Raw genomic sequence first — 19,610 nt, forward strand, 5'->3', positions numbered from 1 at the left:
TTAAATTACTTTTTGTGGCATTCGCTGCACTTTGTTGGGCCAGTCTTTTTGCCTGCCTTTTTAAGGTCTTTGTGGCACATTACGCAGGACCTTGATTTGTTCCCTCTGTGAAAAGCAATAAAAGCCTTTGGTGCCTTGTCTTTGCCCTTTAATGTGTGGCATGTTGTGCACTTTGCTGGTGTTCCCTTTCCGTCCCATGTGTGGTGGCAATCCTGACACTTGTACTGATCAGAGTGAACTTTGTGCGGAAATTCAACTGCAGGCTTCTTGTGTTTCGCACCGTCAATGGTTACTTTGGTTGGAGGTGTTACAGCAAAAAGAAATGTTGCTGTAAACAAAACTGCAACCAATGCTAATAATTTTTTCATTTTTCCCTCCCTTGGGATTAATCTTCATTTTTCTACCCACTAATTAGACGCACTAAAATCTATAAAATTATAATTGATTTTATAACAAAATAAAAGTAAAAAACATTAATGTGATTTATGTCTTATTTTATTTACAAATTTATTGGCATTGATTTTGCTATATGTTAGGTGACCAATATTTTAAGGAGGTGCAGAATGAGAAAGCTTTTAATTATCATTCTTGCAGTGGCTTTTACATTTGCAGGTTTTGCTAAAACAAGGCATTTAGGTGACTTTAGTTATATTAATACAGATGGTCCTATTAATGTTGCAGTAAATGCAGTTGTTGCGGTAAAGTTTAACAAAAAGAAGTATTTACCTTTTATCCTTTATCTTGGGACAGATAAAGGCGTAACTGCAAATATTGACAGAAATTCTATTGTAATGGAGTATAAGGGGAGAATTTATCATTTGCCTTCTTATAAAGAGTGGAGAAAGAATTACAATGAAGATGTCTATGACCTTTCCCTTTTTTCCAGAGAGCCTGAGCATGTTTTTCCTTCAGAGATGAGTATTTACCAGTTTCAAACAGATGTTGATTTTTTCCCTGCAAGAAATGAAGGGTTAAAAATAGGTAATCTTTTAAGTATAAGTTACAGAATAGGGGCTGTAACTAAGGTTTATTTCAAGAATCCTGGAATTAAAAGAGGGGATACAATAAAGATTAAAATTTTTGATAAAGATAATAAGTCAATTTACGGTGAGGTTGAAATAAAGTTTTAAAGTTAATCTTTAAAAGCACGGGGGCTAAAAGCCCCCTTTTTTTATTTGTAAAAATCTATTATCCTTAAAACAAAAGGAGGTTATTATGGGTGTTGAAAGAGATAAGGTTATAGATTTTTTAAATTCTGTTTTTAAGGTTGAGGAGTGGAAAGACTCTTCAATGAATGGATTGCAGGTTGAGGGGGCTGATGAAGTAAGCGGAATTGCTTTGGGAGTTGATGCATGTTTAGAGTTGTTTGAAAAGGCAAAAAAAGAAAATATGAATTTTGTTGTGGTTCATCACGGTTTTTTCTGGGGAAAGGTTTTTCCTATTTCATCATTCTGGAAGGAGAGGTTTAAGTTTTTGCTTGAAAACGATATGTCCCTCTATGCCTGCCATTTGCCTATGGATGCAAATCCAACTTTGGGGCATAATGCCACAATTGCAAACAGACTTAATCTTTTAAATATTTCCCCCTTTGGAGAGTATCACGGGGATTATATTGGATTTTCTGGAGAGTTTGAAAATGAACTCAATATTGAAGAGGTTAAAGAAAAGCTTTCAAATTTATTTGATTATGGGGTAAGGATTTTTAAGTTTGGAAAGGAAAGTATAAAGAGAGTGGGGGTTGTTTCAGGGGATGCGGCCACTGAGGATATTTTAAAAGAATGTGCGGATAAAAATATTGACTTATTTATTACAGGGGAAACAAATCATGTGGCTTACCACATAATAAAAGAGTTGAAGCTGAATGTTGCATTTTGTGGACACTATGCAACCGAGAGATTTTCCCTGTTTGAGCTTGAAAAGATCTTAGAGGAAGAGTTTAATTTGCCTGTTAAGTTTTTTGAAATACCTACGGGAATGTGATATGCCTAAAACCACAGTTTCAGTCGTGTTAAGGCTTCTATGGTGGTTTTTAATGATATTTGGGGGTGCTGTTTTTTCAATTTACCATGATGTTAAATCAGAAAATCAGTTTTTCTCTCCAATTTTTCACCTTATTACTTTTCCAGTAGGTTTGATTTTAATAAGGCTTGCATTTAATGCCGCATCTGTTGGCGGAAGGGAATTAAAAAAAGGAAGAAGCGAGGGTACCCCAAGGCTTGAGACAGACAAACTTGTTACAACCGGAATTTATTCCTGTATGAGGCATCCAATGCTATTTGGTCTGGCTTTGCTTCCCATAGGCTGGTCACTTATTTTAGGAAGCCCACATTTTATCTTCTACCTTGCACCAATTGAGGCCTTAAGTGTAATTATTATGGTTTTTACCTTTGAAGAAATGGAGTGTGTTAAAAAATTCAATGGAGACTATATTGAGTACAGAAAAAAAGTTCCGCCAGTTTCTTTTAAAAAGAAATGCCTTTTATGGTTATTCTTTAAAAAGAAGCCTGAAAACTTTTAGTTTACAAAACTGTTTACAATGGATTTAAAGAAATACAAACCATCAGTGTTGCCTAAAATTTCTTCCATTGCCCTTTCTGGGTGAGGCATCATACCAAGAACATTTCCATTTTTGTTTACAATTCCGGCAATGTTTTCAATTGAGCCGTTTGGGTTTGATTCTTTGTTAACATTGCCTTTTTCGTCGCAGTATCTAAATACAATTTGATTGTTTTCTTTTAATTCTTTCAATGTTTTCTGGTCGCAAAAATAGTTCCCTTCTGCATGGGCAATAGGTATTTTTATAGGCCTTTCAGGTATCTGATTTGTAAAAACAAGGTCTCTGTTTTCACACTTTAAGTAAACCTCTTTGCATATAAAGTGCAAATTGGTATTTCTTAAAAGTGCACCAGGTAATAGATTTGCCTCTGTTAATATCTGAAATCCGTTGCAAATTCCTATTACCTTTCCCCCTTTTTCAGCAAAGTTTACGGTTTCTTCCATTGCAGGGGAGAATTTTGCCATTGCCCCGCACCTTAAGTAATCCCCATAAGAAAACCCGCCTGGAATTATAATGCAGTCTGGATTTTTAAGGTCTTTATCTTCATGCCATACAAAGTATGCTTCTTCTCCCATTACTGAGTTTATTGCATGGTATGCATCGTAATCGCAATTACTGCCGGGAAAAACTATTATTCCAAATCTTAATTTAGCCATATTACTCCTCAACCTTTACTTCATAACTTTCAATTACAGGGTTTGAAAGAAGTTTGTCAGCAAGTTTTTTTGCCTCTTCAATTGCTTTATTCTTTGGCAAATTACTTTCAAATTCAATTATTTTCCCTATCCTAAAGTTTTTAAATCCTTCAAATCCCATTTTTAAAGCAGATTTTTCAACTGCTTTCCCTTGCGGGTCAAGTACACCATTTTTCAGTCTCACCAATACCTGAATTTTCATACCTTCTCCTAATTATAGTTTTTCATCTTTTCAGCAAAGTTTTTCAATTTATTGTAAACAATTCCGTGCACTGAGTCTGGATTATTTATATCCCCTGCTTTTAGTCCTGTCAGTATTTCAATCCCTTCGTCAACAGTTTTTATTGCGTAAATGTGGAATTTCCCCTTTTTTACAGCGTTAATTACAGTTGGGCATAGGTTTAAATTTCTGACATTTTGATAGGGGATTATAACTCCCTGGTCTCCTGTTAATCCCCTCTCCCGGCAGACCTTGAAAAACCCTTCTATCTTCTGGTTAATCCCTCCTACAGGCTGTATTTCCCCGTGCTGATTAATTGAGCCTGTTACAGCAATGTTTTGTTTTAGAGGAATGTCCCCAATTGCGGAGAGTAAAACATATAATTCTGTTGAAGATGCTGAATCTCCGTCAACCCCTCCATAAGATTGTTCAAATGTAATAGACGCATTTATTGATAGTGGGAAGTCTTTTCCGTACTTGCCCTGAAGGTATCCCTGCAGTATTAAAACACCTTTATCGTGAATGCTTCCGCTTAATTCAGCCTCTCTTTCAATGTTTACAATACCATTATCTCCTAATGCAACCTGCGCTGTAATTCTTGTTGGTTTCCCAAATGAGTGAAATTCATAATCATAAACAGATAATCCGTTAATAACCCCCACCTTTTCACCTTCAGTATCAACCATAATGAAGCCATTGTTTATTTCTTCAAGAATTTCTTCTTCAAAAAGGTTGTATCTGTGAATTTTATTGAATACTGCCTCTTCCACATGCTTTTCATTTACAATTTGTGAATCTTTACTTCTGGCGACAAAGCTTGCCTCTCTCATAATGTCTGCAATAAGGTGAAACCTTGCTGTAAACTTTTCTCTATCCCCTGAAAGCCTTACACTTTCGTTTAGTATTTGCAAAATAGCCTTTTTTGAAAAGGGCAGGAGCTTTTCTTCGTCAATTATCTTTTTTAAAACCCTTAAATAGTCTTCAAGGTTTTTATCATTGATGTCAATTACGGGAGAGAATTCGCTTAATACTTTAAAGATTTTTTTAAATTCGTCGTCCATTTTGTAAAGTGTATAGTAAATCTTTTCATCCCCTAAAATAATTACCTTTAATGAAATTGGTACTGGTTCTGGTTTTAAAGAAACGGTGTGTAAAAATGTTTGCTCTGCTTTTTCAATTTCTAATAAGCTATTTTTTAATGTTCTTTTAAGCTTTACCCAGACATCTACCCCTTCCTGAAATATATCATTTGCGTTGAGAACAAGGTATCCCCCGTTTGCTTTAAGTATTGAGCCCGGACGGATATCCATAAAGTTAACAACCTGTTCTTTTCCAAAACTTAAGTGTGAGTCAATTGTACCAAAGAGATTTTGCTTTGAAGGAGAGATTTCAGTAACAATGGGAGCACCGTTAAGGTTTCCGTTGTCAACAATAAGGTTTACTGAAAAGTCTTCTAATTTCAGGCTTAAATTTTCTTTTTCTTCATCCATAATTGAATCTAATAGTTGATAGAAGTTGTTTTCAAAGTAATTTAAAATGTCTTTTGTGTACTCCTCTATTTCTTTGCCAACTTTTTCTATAACCTTTAAAAGAAATTTTTCAACAGTGGGAATTACGGCCTGTTTGTTAAATTTGAGAAGTTCAGCATGTAGTTTTTCTTGATTCTCCTCTATTTTTGAATAAATATATTGAAGCTTATCAATTAACTCTTCCCTTACTTTTAAGATTTTTTGTAAATCTTTTTCTTTTAACTTTCCCTCAGCTACAAGGTTTCTAACAGAGTCAATAGGGTAAACTTTATTGTTGATTACAGGGTATACATCAGCTTTCACCCCACCTTCAATTTTTACAACTTTAAACCCTTTTTTAGCAGTCTCTTTTTCAAATTCAAGAAGAAGTTTGTTCTCTAATTCATTGCATTTTGAAACAATTTTTTTAGAGCCTTCTTTGTATTCATTGCTTTCAAAAATTTTAGGCAGGGTTGTAGCTAATTCTTTTTTAAATTTCTCCATTTCTGAAACAAACTTTTTCCCTTTTCCTGGCTGAAGCTTTATTAGCTTAGGTTGAAGTTTGTTTTTAAAGTTCTGCACATAGCATAAATCTTGAGGCGTTTTTTTTCCTGTTGCGAATTTGTCTAAAAATGTTTTTATTGTTGTCATTTTCCCTGTGCCTGAAAGGCCTGTAACAAATATGTTGTACCCTGGGGCATCCATAGAAAGCCCAAATTCAAGGGCTTTCATTGCCTTAGGCTGTCCAATTATTTCTCTTGTTGGGGTTATGTCATCTGTAGTATTAAAGTTTAGTTTTTTAGAAGAGATAGTCCATTTTAGGTTTTTGGGGGTTAGTTTTTCCATTTAAGCTCCTATAAATTGTTTTTGCCTTTTCCCTATTTGTAACATTCTTTTAAGAGGAATTAAAGCCTTTTCCCTTATTTCTTCGCTGACCTTTACTTCAGTTTGTTCTAAAGCCAGTGCCTCGTAAACATGCTGCAATTTTGTTTTTTTCATATTAACACACATAAGTTTAGGGGAAGCAATTACTATTAGTTTATCCTTAACTTCTTTCTGTATTCTATGTCTCATTCCTTCTTCGGTAACTAAGATTACAGTTTTTTTATCGGTTTTTTTTGCTTCTTCAATCATCTTTGATGTTGAGCAGGCAATATCGCAGGCTTCCACAACTTCAGGCCTGCATTCAGGGTGGCAAATAACAAATGAGTTATCGTAAATTGCCTTTATTCTTAAAATATCTTCAACATTTACCCTGTGGTGAACTGTACAGTGTCCATCCCAGAGAATAAGTTTTTTGTTTGTATGTTCCTGAACAAAAGAGCCTAAGTTTGAGTCTGGAATAAATATAACTTTGTCTGAATCTATTGAATTTACAACATCAACTGCGTTTGAGGATGTGCAGCAGTAATCACTCTCAGCCTTAACCTCAACGGAAGAGTTGATATATGTGACAACAGGTATTCTAGGGTAACTTTTTTTTAAAGCCTTTACATCTTCTGCCTTTATTGTGTCTGCAAGAGGGCAGCCTGCATCCTCAACAGGAAGGAGAACCTTCTTTTCAGGGGAGAGGATTGCTGCTGATTCAGCCATAAACCTTACACCGCAAAAAACTATTATTTCTGCGTCAGCCTCTTTCCCTATCTTTGCAAGTTCAAAGGAATCTCCAACAAAGTCGGCAATTTCCTGAACCTCTTTTACCTGATAGTTGTGGGCTAAAATTACCGCATTTTTTTCTTTTTTTAGTTTTTCTATCTCATTTCTTATATCAAATGCCATTCCTCACTCCAGGATAGTATTGTCTATTAGCCTTGTTTTTCCAAAATAAACAGCAAGTGCCAGCACGCTCTTTTTCCCTAACTTATCAATTGGAGACATTGTGGTATAGTCCACAATCTCAACATAGTCAATTTTAGCCAGATTAAAAGATTTTACAACCTTTTCAACCTCTTTTTTTATGGTTTTTGCATCTCTTTCTCCCTGCTTAAATAACTCTTCACCCTTTTTAATTCCTTTATAGAGTGCTATTGCCTGTTTTCTTTCTTCAGGGGATAGGTAAACATTTCTTGAAGACATTGCAAGACCGTCTTCCTCTCTCACAATAGGGCATATATGCATTTTTATATCAAGGTTAAAGTCCTTAATCATCTGTTCAATTATCCTTGCCTGCTGTATATCTTTTTGTCCAAAGTAGGTGTTGTCAGGTTTGGTTATATTGAAGAGTTTAAGGACAACAGTCATTACTCCCTTAAAGTGCCCAGGCCTCTTTGCTCCGCATAAGTGTTTGTCAAGCCCTTCAGTTACAACATAGGAAGAGTAGTTTTCTGGATACATTTCTTCGGGGGTGGGATAGAAAATTATGTCTGTTCCAACCTCTTTTGCTAATTTCTCATCCCTCTCAAAATCTCTTGGATACCTGTCTAAATCTTCGTTTGGGCCGAATTGAATAGGGTTTACAAAAATGCTTAATATGACAATATCATTTTCTTCTCTTGCTTTTCTTAAAAGGGAAAGGTGTCCCTCGTGAAGGTAGCCCATTGTGGGGACAAAACCAACTTTTTTATTTGAGGGGATTTCTTTTCTAAGTTTTTTCATCTCATCAACTGTTTTTGCTATATGCATTTAAGGCCTCCTTTGTCTTTAAGGGCTTTTAAAATCTCTTCAGAAATATGGGTTACATTGTCTTTGCCTGGAAATTCGTTTTCTTTAACAGCTTTAACATAATTTTCTACTCCATTTTTCATTACTTCCCCGGCATTTTCAAACTGCTTTACAAATTTAAAGTAGCAGGGTTCAGGAATTGACAACATATCATGAAAGACAAGCACCTGTCCGTCACAGAATCTCCCTGCCCCTATTCCTATTGTTGGACAGGAAACTGATTCAGTAATTACCTTTGCCAACTCTTCAGGTATGCCTTCAAGGACAATGGCAAAAACGCCAGCCTGGTCAAGAAGAATTGCATCTTTTAAAATTTGTTTGGCGCTTTCAGCTGTTTTTCCCTGAATCTTAAACCCCCCGAAAAGGTTAACTGACTGCGGGGTTAAGCCTACATGCCCCATTACGGGGATCCCAGCATTTAAAATTGCTTTGATTTTGTCTATATGATTTTCTCCCCCTTCCAATTTAACCGCGTCCATTCCCCCTTCTTGAATTATCCTTCCAGCATTTTTAACCGCTTCTTCCACAGAGGTTTGGTAAGACATAAATGGCATATCTCCCACCTTTAAGGCATATTGAGAGCATCTTGAAACTGCTTTTGAATGGTGGATTATATCGTCAACTGTAACCTCAAGTGTTGTTGGGTAACCTAAAAGCACCATTCCAACAGAATCACCAACAAGGATAATATCAATTCCAGCACTTTCCACAATTTTTGTTGTGGGGCAATCGTAGGATGTAATCATTGCTATTTTTTCTTTGTTTTTCATGGAATAAATTTTGGGGGCTGTAATCTTCTTTTTCATTTTCTCTCCTTTCTCTCCTGCAAGTTACCTTGCTCGGAGTAAAGTCTTTTTTAAAAACTTTTTTTGCCTGCCACTCCTTAATTTAAGGATGTGGCGGATTGTAAAGGTTAATACCGGGTCTTACATTATCCATAAAATTTACAATACTATCTAAAGTTTCATCATCAAAGCCTTTGTTTATGTTTTGTATTTCAAAAAATATTAATGGTATTCCTCTAATTTTTGAATAGTGGTTGTAATAAACCTTTAAAAGCCCTTCAATATATTCCAGTGAAATTCTTTCCTCTCCGTTTTTAGGATTTTCTTTGATTTTTTTAAGAATATTTTTTGGAGAGGAGTATAGAAAGACAATTAAATCATAATTGATAGGAATTGGGGTTGATAGCATTTCATATATTTTTTCAAAAACTACAAGTTCCTGGTCGTTTAATGTATAGGTGGCATAGATCTTTGATTTTTCAATTGAAAATGTAAAGATAGAGCGATTAGGCCTATACAGGTCGGATACCATAATTGTATTTAATTGCTTATACCTCTGAATTAAAAAGGAAAGTTCTGTTAATAGCGCATTTCTTTCAATATCCCTGTAAAAAAAATCCAATAAATGAGTGGGAATTGATTGAATATCTGATATTAATGTGTAGTGTAATCTTTCCGATAGCTTTCTTGCCAGCTCTTTTTTTCCTGTTTTTGGCAAGCCGTCAATTAGAATATTTTTATAAATTACAGTCATTTTCACCTTCCCAACTAAATTATATCAGAAAAAAAAGGGAGAAGATTTTTTTGATTTTTATCAAAAAAAAATACTTTTTATTAATTTTAAAATTAGAAAAAATTGTTTCTAAGCTATATATTTATGTTAGAATAATTTTAAAAGGAAAATGTTTATTATCTTAGGAGGAGGGTTTTATGGATGTAACTATTCTTTCGAGATTGCAGTTTGCAGTCGCGACGTATTTTCACTTTCTTTTTGTCCCTTTAACTTTAGGATTGGTCTGGTTGCTTGTATGGATGGAAACAAAGTATGTTAAAACCGGGGATGAAGAGTACAAGAAAATGGCAAAGTTCTGGGGTAAGATTTACTTAATTAACTTTGCTATAGGGGTAGTAACCGGTATTACTCTTGAATTTCAGTTTGGTACAAACTGGTCACGCTACTCTCAGTATGTAGGAGATGTTTTTGGCTCATTGCTTGCTATTGAAGCAACAGTAGCATTCTTTTTAGAATCAACCTTTATTGCTGTATGGGTATTTGGCTGGGATAAATTGTCCAAAAAGATGCATGCACTTGCTATCTGGCTTGTTGCAATTGGTACAAATGTTTCCGCAATATGGATTTTGACTGCAAATGCATGGATGCAGCATCCTGTTGGATATGTTATTAGAAATGGAAGGGCAGAGTTAACAGACTTTGCAGCAGTTGTATTTCAACCTTATGTCTGGCTTAAATTTACCCATCAGATTACTGCTGCAATGACTCTTGCAGGGTTCTTTGTTGCTGGTGTTAGTGCTTACCACTTAATGAGAGGAAGCAATGTTTCCTTTTTTAAAAAATCTTTTAAAATGGCTATAACCTATGCGTTAATTGCCTCAATTCTCGTAGTGGCTATAGGTCATGAGCATGCAGCAGAAGTTGCTAAAACTCAGCCTACAAAATTAGCTGCGATGGAATCGTTATGGGAAACAAAGACTAATGCACCTATCTATTTACTATTGTGGCCAGATGCGGATAATGAGAAAAACGCTGTGGAAGCATTGCCTATTCCCGGAATGTTAAGTTTGCTTGCCTTTCATTCAACTTCGGCAGAGGTTAAGGGTTTAAAAGATTTTCCAAAGGATGAAAGGCCACCTGTTCTTCCTACTTTTTTGAGTTTCAGGCTTATGGTGGGATTGGGTTTCCTGTTTATTCTACTTACTTTATACGGTTTCTGGAAGAGGGATGAGATAGAGAATCATCCGCTGTTCTTAAAGATAATATTATATTCAGTTCCTTTGACATATTTAGCTATACTTTTGGGCTGGACTTTGGCTGAGGTAGGAAGACAACCGTGGATTGTTTACGGTTTAATGAAGGTTAAGGATGCAGTTTCCCCAACTATATCCTCAACTCAGGTTCTTGTGTCTTTGATTGCTTTTACTCTTGTTTATACATTGCTTGGCATTGCAGATTTTTATCTAATTTTCAAAACTGCCAAGCAAGGGCCTAAGGCTTAAGGAGGTGGCGTTATGATCTGGCAGGTAATATGGTTTATTCTCTGGGCTGTTTTATGGGCAGTATATTTTACGCTTGATGGTTTTGATTTAGGGTTAGGCTCACTGTTGCCGGTTCTGGCAAAAAACGAAAATGAGAAGAGAATTATATATAATGCAATGGGGCCTTTCTGGGATGGAAATGAAGTATGGCTTATAACAGCAGGTGGTGCTACATTTGCTGCTTTCCCAAAAACATATGCAATTATGTTTTCATGCCTCTATACACCTTTGCTTCTTATACTTTTTGCGCTTATTTTAAGAGGGGTTGCATTTGAATTTAGAAGCAAACACGATTCTGATGGCTGGAGAAAAATCTGGGATTATTGTCTTGTATTTGGTAGCTTTCTCCCGGCTCTTCTTTTTGGAGTTGCTTTTGCAAATATTTTTCAGGGAATCCCTTTTGATGCAAACGGAATGTATCACGGAAACACTTTGAAACTTTTAAATCCTTACGGGCTTGTCGGTGGGATTTTGTTTGTGCTTCTTTTTATGATGCATGGAAGTTTGTGGCTCTGGGCTAAATCAGAGGGAGACCTTGCTCAAAGGGCAAAAGAGATAGCAGACAAACTCTGGAATGCAGTTCTGGTTTTTGCCGTTATTTTCCTTATCTACTCTTATGTAGCCACAAAACTCTGGGATAATTACTTTAAGCATCCTTTGCTTTTTGTAATTCCTTTAATAGCGGTAATTGCACTTATTATGGTTAAGGTTTACCTTGTTAAAGGAGAAAACTGGAAAGGCTGGTTTGCCTCTTCATTGACAATCCTTTTTACAACATTCTGGAGCATTGCTGGATTGTTCCCGAACCTCTTTCCATCAAGCATTGACCCAAATGCAAGTCTTACCATTTACAATTCATCTTCATCAGAGTTAACTTTAAAGATAATGACGGTTGTTGCGGTAATTTTTGTGCCTCTTGTGTTATTTTATCAATTCTGGGCATACAAAACCTTTTCCCATACTGTTACAGAAAAGGATCTTGAGTCTGACGAAGCTTATTAAAAGAGTCGACATTTTATGTTGTTTTTGACGGAGGGTTTTCCCCTCCGTTTTTTTATAATTTTATTGTTCTGTTGGTGTTTTCAATAACTTTCTGTTCTATCTCCTGAGTGTCGTATCCACTTTGTTTGTCAAGTTCGCCAATCATATCCTCTCTAATTTTAATTGTAAGTTTTGCCAGTGCTTTTGAAAGTTCGTCCTCGTCTTTATCATCAATTTTTTTATCTGTATACGATTTTTCAAAAATCTTCAAAAAGTTTGTGTACTCAATAAGTACATTAGGGCTTGCAACAGTGGCAAGTCTATGGGTCAGAAATTGAAGTTTAATAATGTCTTTGTGCTCAAGGTTTCTTTTTAAAATAATAGATTCAATATAATTGATTAAATCCAGGTAGGTATTTGACTTTAAATCAAGGTATTTTATACTCTGTTCCTTTTTTAGTTCTACTTCTGTCTGTTTGTTTAACAATGTGGCTGTGATTAGAATGGTGGCTATGGTACCTAAAAAGATAAGTACAATTTCCTGGGTAAAAGGTGTTTGATCTGTAACTTTGTAAGCATATCTTAAAAAAAAGTACCCTCCAATAATTGTAATTGATGTTAAAACCATAAAGACAATGTTTTCCATAAAAAGTTTTTTCATTTTATCACCTCTTTATTTTTTATTTACAATAACAGATAAGGATATTTATTTAAAGCGCAAATCTTTGAAATAAATTTAATAAAGAAATTTTATAACATTGTTATCAAATTTTTGAAATTTTTAATAAATTTTTATTTTTTTAATTTATTTAGATTTTTTTTGAGTATTTTTATAGAAAACTTTGTGTTTTGTTTTTTTAAATCTTTTTTTGTTTGAAAATAGAATAACTTAAATCTTGACAAAAAAGTAGAATAAGCATATATTAGCACTTGAATGTGTTGAGTGCTAATTTTAAAACTATAAATAAGGAGGGAGAGACATGAAAATTAAACCTTTATATGACAGGGTGCTTGTTAAGAGAAAAGAGCCGAAAGAAGAAATTAAAGGCGGCATTATTATTCCTGATACCGCTAAAGAAAAACCTCTTGAAGCTGAAGTTATTGCTGTTGGTGATGGCAGGGTAAATGAGGATGGAAAGAAATTTCCTTTAACAGTAAAGGTAGGCGACACTGTTTTAATCGGTAAATACGCTGGTACTGAAATTAAGATTGATGACGAAGAATACCTCATTATGAGGGAAGATGAAATACTTGCGATAGTTGAAAAGTAAAAAATTAATATAAAAGGAGGAATGTTATGGCAAAGAAGATAGTTTTTGGTGATGAAGCGAGACATGCTGTTTTAGCCGGTGTTGAAAAGCTTGCTGATGCTGTTCAGGCAACTTTAGGTCCTAAGGGAAGGAATGTTTTAATTGAGAAAAAATTCGGTTCTCCTCTTTCAACAAAAGATGGTGTAACCGTTGCAAAGGAAATAGAGCTTGAAGACCCTCAGGAAAATGTAGGTGCTCAGCTTGTTAAAGAAGTTGCTTCCAAAACCTCTGATGTTGCAGGAGATGGTACAACCACTGCAACTGTTCTTGCAAGGGCAATTTACAAAGAAGGTATTAAAGCAATTGTTGCAGGTGCAAACCCAATGGATTTAAAGAGGGGAATTGATAAGGCTGTTGAAGAGGTTGTAAAAGGCCTTAACGAAATGGCAATTGAAGTAAGGGGAAGCGAAGATATTGCAAAGGTAGGAACCATTTCTGCAAACAACGATGAGGAAATTGGTAAAAAGATTGCAGAAGCAATGGAAAAGGTTGGAAGAGACGGTGTTATCACTGTTGAAGAAGGAAAAGGCCTTGAAACAACTGTTGAAGTTGTTGAAGGTATGCAGTTTGATAGAGGATTCCTCTCTCCTTACTTTGTGACTGATGCTGAAAAGATGGAAGTTGTTTTTGAAAATCCTTATATCCTTATCCACGAAAAGAAAATCTCAAATATGAAAGAATTGCTTCCTGTTTTAGAGCAGGTGGTAAAAACAGGAAAGCCATTGCTTATAATTGCAGAAGATATTGAAGGCGAAGCACTTGCCACACTTGTTGTTAACAAGTTAAGAGGTGTGTTAAATGTTGCAGCTGTTAAGGCTCCTGGTTTTGGCGATAGAAGAAAGGCAATGCTTGAAGATATCGCTATCCTGACAGGTGGCCAGGCAATTACAGAAGATTTAGGTGTTAAGCTTGAAAATGTTACCCTTGACATGTTAGGTACTGCTAAAAAGGTTGTAATTGACAAAGAGAACACAACAATTGTTGAAGGCGGTGGTTCTTCAGACGCTATTATGGCAAGAGTAAAACAGATTAAGGCTCAGATTGAACAGACAACTTCAGATTACGATAGGGAAAAATTACAGGAAAGGCTTGCTAAATTAGTTGGCGGTGTAGCAGTAATTAAGGTAGGTGCTGCAACTGAAACCGAAATGAAAGAGAAAAAGGCAAGGGTTGAAGATGCTATGCATGCAACCAAGGCTGCTGTTGAAGAAGGTATTGTTCCTGGCGGTGGCGTGGCTCTGTTAAGGCAGTTAGATAGAGTTGAAAAAATTGACGTTAAAGGTGACCAGAAGTTAGGTGTTGATATAATCAAGAAGGCATTGTCAGCTCCTTTAAGGGCAATTGCGGCAAATGCTGGACAGGAAGGCTCACTTGTTGTAAAAGAAGTGCTTAAAGGTGAAGGTTCATTTGGTTACAACGCTGCAACCGATACTTACGAAGATTTAATGAAGGCAGGGGTAATTGATCCTGTTAAGGTTACAAAGAATGCACTTGTCAATGCTGCATCAGTTGCAAGTGTAATGCTTACAACCCAGTGTGTAATTACCGAAATTCCTGAAAAAGAGAAACCAATGCCTGGTGCAGGTGGCATGGATATGGGTGGAATGTACTAATTTGCTAACTTATAAAAGATTAAAGCCCCGAGAAATCGGGGCTTTTTTTATTGAAATTTCCCGTAAATAAATTCGCCGCATTTAGGGCATTTATTTTCTTTCAATTCAGAAAATGTTAGGTTAAAGTAATGCCTTTTTATTAAAGCCTCACCACACTTTGGGCAATAGGTGGTACTACCTTCTAAATCAAGGATATTTCCTGTATATACAAACTTAAACCCTAAATCAATAGCCAATTTTCTGAATTTTACAAGTGTTTCAGGGCGGGTGCTTTGATAATCAATCATTTTATAAGTGGGGTAAAAAGCACTTAAATGCCATGGGATTTCATTGGATATCTGCAAAAGGGATTTTGCAGTTTCTAAAAAATATTCATCATTATCATTAACTTCAGGAATTATTAAGGTTGTAACTTCTGTTATTACTCCGGAATGATAGAGGGTTTTAATTGTTTCAAGCACAGGTTTTGCTTTTCCTCCTGCAATTTTGCGATACAGCGAATCTTCGTGAAATTTAAAGTCAATATTTGCAGCGTCAATAAAGGGTATTAACTCCTTTAATGGTTCTTTGGTTATGTATCCGTTTGAAACAATTGAGCAATAAAGCCCCTCTTTTTTAGCGATTTTTGCTGTATCAAGCATATATTCAAAGAAGATTGTTGGCTCTGTATATGTAAAAGTAATATGTTTAATATTTTCTGAAATTGCTATTTTTACAACCTCTTCTGGGGGGATTTTTCTTGTAAAATCAAATATGCTTTCGTCAATCTGGGAAATTGTGTGGTTTTGACAGTTCAGGCAATGAAAGTTGCAACCTGGTGTTGCTATTGAGAGAGTTCTTGCACCGGGGGAAAAATGGTACAGAGGTTTTTTTTCAATAGGGTCTATGTGCATTGCAATTATGTTTTGGTATGAAAGAGAATAAAGGATGCCGTTAATATTCTTTCTGACCCTGCATATTCCTGTTTGCCCCTCTTTTAGAGTGCAATAATGGGGGCATAGGGTGCACCTTACTTTTTTATTTTCAAGTTTTTCGTAGTATTTTGCCTCAAACATAAAAACCTCTTATTTAAAATTTAAGTATTTAAAAAAAAATGGCAAGTAATTAAGAATAAATTAGGGCATTGCACAATATACTATCTATTACCCTTGAAATTTTAGCATAAAACCTTATACAATAAATTATCCAAACAAAGGGGGTTATATGGCTATTACTGAGAAATTAAAAAAGGTTTTTGTTAAAGATACAAAAAAGATAAATAAATGCCTTTTTCCTGCAGCAGGTTATGGAACGAGGTTTCTTCCTGCAACAAAGGCAATGCCTAAAGAAATGCTTCCTATAGTTAACAAACCGTTAATTCAGTATGGTGTTGAAGAGGCGCTTGAGGCAGGAATTACAAATATGGCAATTGTAACAGGCAGGGGTAAAAGGGCTATTGAAGACCACTTTGATATTGCTTATGAGTTAGAAAGCCAGATTAAGGGTACTGATAAAGAGTCTCTTTTAGAAGATATAAAGGCAGTAATTGATAGGTGTGTCTTTACCTACACAAGGCAGATTGAAATGAAGGGTTTGGGACATGCTGTTTTAACAGGAAAACCTTTAATTGGAGATGAACCATTTGCAGTAATTCTTGCTGATGATTTGTGTTTCAGTGATAATTCTGCTGTTTTGAAGCAGATGGTTGATGTTTATGAAAAATATGGGGTATGCGTTGTTGCAGTCCAGGAAGTAGATATGGAAGATATTTCAAAGTACGGAGTAATAAAGGGGAAAGAGGTGGAGGAGAGGATTTTTAAGGTTGAATATATGGTAGAAAAACCTTCCAAAGAAGAAGCTCCGTCAAACCTTGCGGTAATTGGGAGGTATATTTTAATCCCTGAAATATTTGACATTCTTGAAACATTGCCACCGGGGAAAAATGGTGAAATTCAATTAACTGATGCTTTGCTCAAACTTGCTGAGAAGGGAAAAGTTTTTGCCTATAAATTTAAGGGAAAAAGGTTTGATTGTGGAAGTGTCCAGGGATTTGTTGAGGCTACAAACTTTTTTTACGAGAGAATGAAAAATTGATTGAAAGAAGATTAATTAACTTTTATACATCAAGGCTTTTTACTTTTCTTGTTTTTTTCCTGGTAATTTTTATTTTTAATGCATTTAAAGAACAGCAGGGAAAGAGTATTTTACCTGTAGCATTGGCTATTGTACTTTATGGAGTTATCAACTTTGTTTATTATAGAATTAAAAAATTAAGGGAAAAAATTGTTCCAATACTTGTTCTTGATGCAATCTTTATTTCATTAATTGTGTTTTTCACTGGCGGGGTAAAAAGTAATTTTCATATCCTTTATTTAATTCTTATTGTTTTTGCAGGATTTTATGTGGAAACAATTCACCTTTATTTTCTGGCAACTGTTTCGGTTATTTGTTTTATGCTAACTGTTGCTTTAACCTTTTTTATTCATTCAAATCAATTTGGATTATCCAGTTTTTACTCTATTTCTTATCCCGTTGCAGTTTATTTTGTGGCAATATATGCAATTGCTTTAATCATTACCAGGATAAACAAAAGAGCTAAAAAACTGAAGTATGAATTAATTAAAAAAGAGAAAGAGATTGAGAAAGTAACAAGGTTAAAAAATAAAATTGTTGATACAATTACAAGCGGAATTATAACTACTGACGAGAATTTAAAGATAAATTACATAAATCCTCAGGGGGAAAATTTTCTAAAAAAGATTTATCCCGATAAGAAGATTTTAGGCATTAATTTAAAAGAATTGTTCCCTGTTCATGATTTTGTTGATAGACTTGATTTTCTCGATAGATATGTGGTTGAAATAAAAGACAGACTATTTGGAGTCAGTATTGTTAAACTTTTTTCAGATAATAAGTTTAACGGATTGCTTGTGGTTTTCCAGGATTTAACCGAGATAAAAAAAATGGAAAAAAAGGCTCAGTTTAAAGACAAAATGAGTGAGTTAGGTGAACTTTCAGCCTCTTTTGCACATGAGTTTAGAAATTCCCTTGCATCTATAAAAGGTGCGATTCAACTGTTAAAAGAGGGTAAAGAGATGGATACAGAACTAATTCAAGTTGTTGAAAATGAAATAAACAGGTTGTCTAACGAGATAAATGATTTTTTGAGATTTGCAAGGAAGGATTATCAGAGTCCTGAGTATTCTTATATTCTCCCTCTTATAAGGGAAATTATTGAAGATTTTAAAACTCGGCTTGATAAGTCTATAAGGTTTGAATATGTTGAAGAAATAGGAGAAAAAACAAAAGTTTTCTTTGAATCAGTAAGGCTTAAAAAGGTTTTTTTTAATCTTTTAATGAATGCATTAAAAGCTCTTGAGCAAGCAGAGGAAAAGAAAATTGTTGTCAGATTATATGAAAAAAGACAATATATAATTTTTGAAGTGGAAGATAGTGGTGTTGGAATAAAGGACATAGACAAGTCAAAGATTTTTGAGCCTTATTACTCGGGGTTTTCCAAAGGAATTGGGATAGGGCTTGCACTTTCAAAGACTTTTATTGATGAGATGGATGGGAAAATTGATTTTGATTCTGAAGAGGGGAAAGGCTCTATTTTTAGAGTTTATCTATTAAAAGAGGGTGAAAATGGAAGGTAGAATCCTTGTAGTTGAAGACGAACATAATTTACTTCTTGTGGTGAAAAGAGCTCTTTCAAATTTAAATTGTGAGGTTGAGACAGCAACAAACGCGTCAATTGCTCAGGAATATGTTTTAAAGAAAGATTTTGACCTGATAATTTGTGATATAAAGCTTCCGGGAATGAGTGGGATTGAATTTCTTAAATGGGTTAGGGACAAGGGGATTGACTCGGAGTTTATAATTATGACTGCTTTTGCCACAACAGACACGGCAATTGAAGCGTTGAGGATGGGAGCTTGCGATTACCTGATTAAACCATTTAGCATTGACGAATTGAGGCTAATTGTTAAACGAACCCTTGATGTTAGAAGATTAAAAAAAGAAAACATACTGCTTAAAACTCAGGTTTTTCAGGATGTTAAAGAGATTGGATTAATCGGGGAAAGCGAAAAAATAAAAAAGGTAGTTAATCTTGTAAAAAAGGTTGCCCCTACAGATGCCACTGTTTTGATAACAGGAGAAAGCGGGGTGGGGAAAGAGCTTGTTGCAAAAGCAATTCATTTAAACAGTTTAAGAAAAGACAATAAATTTCTTTCTTTAAACTGTGCAGCCCTGCCTGAAACATTACTTGAATCTGAATTGTTTGGCTATGAAAAAGGGGCATTTACAGGGGCTGAAAAAGATAAACCGGGATTGTTTGAAATGGCTAATAAAGGTACTTTGTTTTTAGATGAAATAGGGGAAATGCCTTTACAGATGCAGGCGAAGCTTTTAAGGGTTTTACAAGATTTCAAGATAAGACGGTTAGGTGGTAGAGAGGATATTAGTGTAGATGTAAGAATAATTTGCGCTACAAACAGGGATATTGAAAAAGAAGTAAAAGAGGGAAAATTTAGAGAGGACCTGTATTACAGGATAAATGTTTTTCATATTCCAATTCCACCATTAAGGGAGAGGAGGAGTGATATTCCTATCCTTTTAAATTATTTTGTGGATAAATTTTCCAGAAAGTTAGGGATAAAAAAGCCTAATGTTTCAAAAGAATTTTTAAATTATCTTGAAAATTACCATTTTCCGGGGAATGTGAGGGAATTAGAAAACATTGTTGAAAGGGCTTTAACAATAATGGAAGGGGATACCTTACTTCCATCGCACTTGCCGGAAAAGATTTTAACCTCTCAAAATTTTGTGCAGGAAAAGTTTGAAGTCCCTGAAGAAGGAGTTGATATTGAAAAAATCCTTGACGGTATAAGGCTTCAATACATGGAAGAGGCAATGAAAAAAACCGGTGGGAAAATGAAAGATGCTGCAAAGCTTTTAAATATGAGTTTTCGTTCTTTTAGATATTATTATCATAAATTGAAAAAAGATTAATAGAAAAACAAGCG

The 19,610-nt window shown here is 35.0% G+C and carries 20 protein-coding genes; 10 read left to right on the top strand and 10 right to left on the bottom strand.

The features are described from left to right. Window positions 1-5: 5 nt before the first annotated feature. Window positions 6-368 carry a cytochrome c3 family protein gene (locus TTHT_RS01620; protein WP_201328297.1) on the bottom strand — a complete coding sequence of 121 codons (363 nt, stop codon included), beginning with the start codon at window positions 366-368 and terminating at the stop codon, window positions 6-8. A gap of 195 nt (window positions 369-563) precedes the next feature. Here TTHT_RS01620 and TTHT_RS01625 point away from each other — a divergent pair, with 195 nt between their 5' ends. From TTHT_RS01625 to TTHT_RS01635, 3 genes are all read left to right on the top strand, one after another. Continuing rightward, window positions 564-1,130, top strand: coding sequence for a hypothetical protein (locus TTHT_RS01625; RefSeq protein ID WP_201328298.1), 567 nt, complete (start codon window positions 564-566; stop codon window positions 1,128-1,130). Window positions 1,131-1,215: 85 nt separating this feature from the next. Next, complete coding sequence (locus TTHT_RS01630) at window positions 1,216-1,980, top strand: Nif3-like dinuclear metal center hexameric protein (RefSeq protein ID WP_201328299.1); 765 nt, start codon at window positions 1,216-1,218, stop codon at window positions 1,978-1,980. 1 nt (window position 1,981) lies between these two features. Continuing rightward, entirely contained in the window at window positions 1,982-2,518 is a 537-nt protein-coding gene (locus tag TTHT_RS01635) for a methyltransferase family protein (RefSeq protein WP_201328300.1), read from the top strand. Here the strand turns inward: TTHT_RS01635 and purQ are convergent. The 7 genes from purQ to TTHT_RS01670 form a co-directional block, all read right to left on the bottom strand. Next, a complete protein-coding gene (gene purQ / locus TTHT_RS01640; protein WP_201328301.1) occupies window positions 2,515-3,213 on the bottom strand; it encodes a phosphoribosylformylglycinamidine synthase subunit PurQ in 699 nt (232 codons plus the stop codon). The genes TTHT_RS01635 and purQ overlap by 4 nt on opposite strands. Before the next feature lies 1 nt (window position 3,214). Then, complete coding sequence (purS, locus tag TTHT_RS01645) at window positions 3,215-3,454, bottom strand: phosphoribosylformylglycinamidine synthase subunit PurS (protein ID WP_201328302.1); 240 nt, start codon at window positions 3,452-3,454, stop codon at window positions 3,215-3,217. A gap of 8 nt (window positions 3,455-3,462) precedes the next feature. Continuing rightward, the gene (locus TTHT_RS01650) at window positions 3,463-5,826 is read right to left on the bottom strand and encodes a Lon protease family protein (RefSeq protein ID WP_201328303.1); all 2,364 of its coding nucleotides are present in this window, start codon (window positions 5,824-5,826) and stop codon (window positions 3,463-3,465) included. Beyond that, on the bottom strand, window positions 5,827-6,759 hold the full coding sequence (gene nadA, locus TTHT_RS01655) for a quinolinate synthase NadA (protein ID WP_201328304.1): 933 nt from the start codon (window positions 6,757-6,759) through the stop codon (window positions 5,827-5,829). A 3-nt stretch (window positions 6,760-6,762) separates the two neighbouring features. Beyond that, window positions 6,763-7,602 (bottom strand): pantoate--beta-alanine ligase, encoded by an 840-nt coding sequence (panC, locus tag TTHT_RS01660; RefSeq protein WP_201328305.1) that lies wholly within the window; start codon window positions 7,600-7,602, stop codon window positions 6,763-6,765. After that, window positions 7,593-8,447, bottom strand: a complete 855-nt coding sequence (gene panB, locus TTHT_RS01665; RefSeq protein ID WP_201328306.1) for a 3-methyl-2-oxobutanoate hydroxymethyltransferase — start codon at window positions 8,445-8,447, stop codon at window positions 7,593-7,595. Before panB ends, panC begins: the two co-directional genes overlap by 10 nt. An 82-nt stretch (window positions 8,448-8,529) precedes the next feature. After that, window positions 8,530-9,180 (bottom strand): deoxynucleoside kinase, encoded by a 651-nt coding sequence (locus TTHT_RS01670; RefSeq protein ID WP_201328307.1) that lies wholly within the window; start codon window positions 9,178-9,180, stop codon window positions 8,530-8,532. Window positions 9,181-9,356: 176 nt separating this feature from the next. Here TTHT_RS01670 and TTHT_RS01675 point away from each other — a divergent pair, with 176 nt between their 5' ends. Together TTHT_RS01675 and cydB are read left to right on the top strand one after the other, a co-directional pair. Beyond that, window positions 9,357-10,661, top strand: coding sequence for a cytochrome ubiquinol oxidase subunit I (locus tag TTHT_RS01675; protein ID WP_201328308.1), 1,305 nt, complete (start codon window positions 9,357-9,359; stop codon window positions 10,659-10,661). 12 nt (window positions 10,662-10,673) lie between these two features. Further along, window positions 10,674-11,702: a cytochrome d ubiquinol oxidase subunit II gene (gene cydB / locus TTHT_RS01680; protein WP_201328309.1), complete on the top strand. Its 1,029-nt coding sequence runs from the start codon at window positions 10,674-10,676 to the stop codon at window positions 11,700-11,702. Between the two features lie 52 nt (window positions 11,703-11,754). Here the strand turns inward: cydB and TTHT_RS01685 are convergent, their stop codons facing one another. After that, window positions 11,755-12,342 (bottom strand): hypothetical protein, encoded by a 588-nt coding sequence (locus TTHT_RS01685; protein WP_201328310.1) that lies wholly within the window; start codon window positions 12,340-12,342, stop codon window positions 11,755-11,757. Window positions 12,343-12,661: 319 nt separating this feature from the next. Between TTHT_RS01685 and groES the strand changes: the two genes are divergently transcribed. Both groES and groL read left to right on the top strand, forming a co-directional pair. Next, the gene (gene groES / locus TTHT_RS01690; protein ID WP_201328311.1) at window positions 12,662-12,952 is read left to right on the top strand and encodes a co-chaperone GroES; all 291 of its coding nucleotides are present in this window, start codon (window positions 12,662-12,664) and stop codon (window positions 12,950-12,952) included. Between the two features lie 26 nt (window positions 12,953-12,978). Further along, window positions 12,979-14,604, top strand: coding sequence for a chaperonin GroEL (gene groL, locus TTHT_RS01695; protein WP_201328312.1), 1,626 nt, complete (start codon window positions 12,979-12,981; stop codon window positions 14,602-14,604). Between the two features lie 47 nt (window positions 14,605-14,651). Here groL and amrS read toward each other — a convergent pair whose 3' ends face one another. Further along, window positions 14,652-15,659, bottom strand: a complete 1,008-nt coding sequence (gene amrS / locus TTHT_RS01700; protein ID WP_201328313.1) for an AmmeMemoRadiSam system radical SAM enzyme — start codon at window positions 15,657-15,659, stop codon at window positions 14,652-14,654. Window positions 15,660-15,807: 148 nt separating this feature from the next. On the opposite strand from amrS, the gene galU reads away from it, so the two are divergent. From galU to TTHT_RS01715, 3 genes are read left to right on the top strand one after another with little or no spacing between them, the layout of a single operon-like run. Further along, window positions 15,808-16,677, top strand: a complete 870-nt coding sequence (gene galU, locus TTHT_RS01705; RefSeq protein ID WP_201328314.1) for a UTP--glucose-1-phosphate uridylyltransferase GalU — start codon at window positions 15,808-15,810, stop codon at window positions 16,675-16,677. After that, entirely contained in the window at window positions 16,674-18,239 is a 1,566-nt protein-coding gene (locus TTHT_RS01710; RefSeq protein WP_201328315.1) for a two-component system sensor histidine kinase NtrB, read from the top strand. The genes galU and TTHT_RS01710 overlap by 4 nt, the downstream gene beginning before the upstream one ends. Continuing rightward, window positions 18,229-19,596, top strand: coding sequence for a sigma-54-dependent transcriptional regulator (locus tag TTHT_RS01715; protein ID WP_201328316.1), 1,368 nt, complete (start codon window positions 18,229-18,231; stop codon window positions 19,594-19,596). The genes TTHT_RS01710 and TTHT_RS01715 overlap by 11 nt, the downstream gene beginning before the upstream one ends. The last annotated feature ends 14 nt before the right edge of the window (window positions 19,597-19,610 follow it).

Origin of the sequence: Thermotomaculum hydrothermale, assembly GCF_016592575.1 — a bacterium.
Lineage (GTDB): Bacteria > Acidobacteriota > Holophagae > Thermotomaculales > Thermotomaculaceae > Thermotomaculum > Thermotomaculum hydrothermale.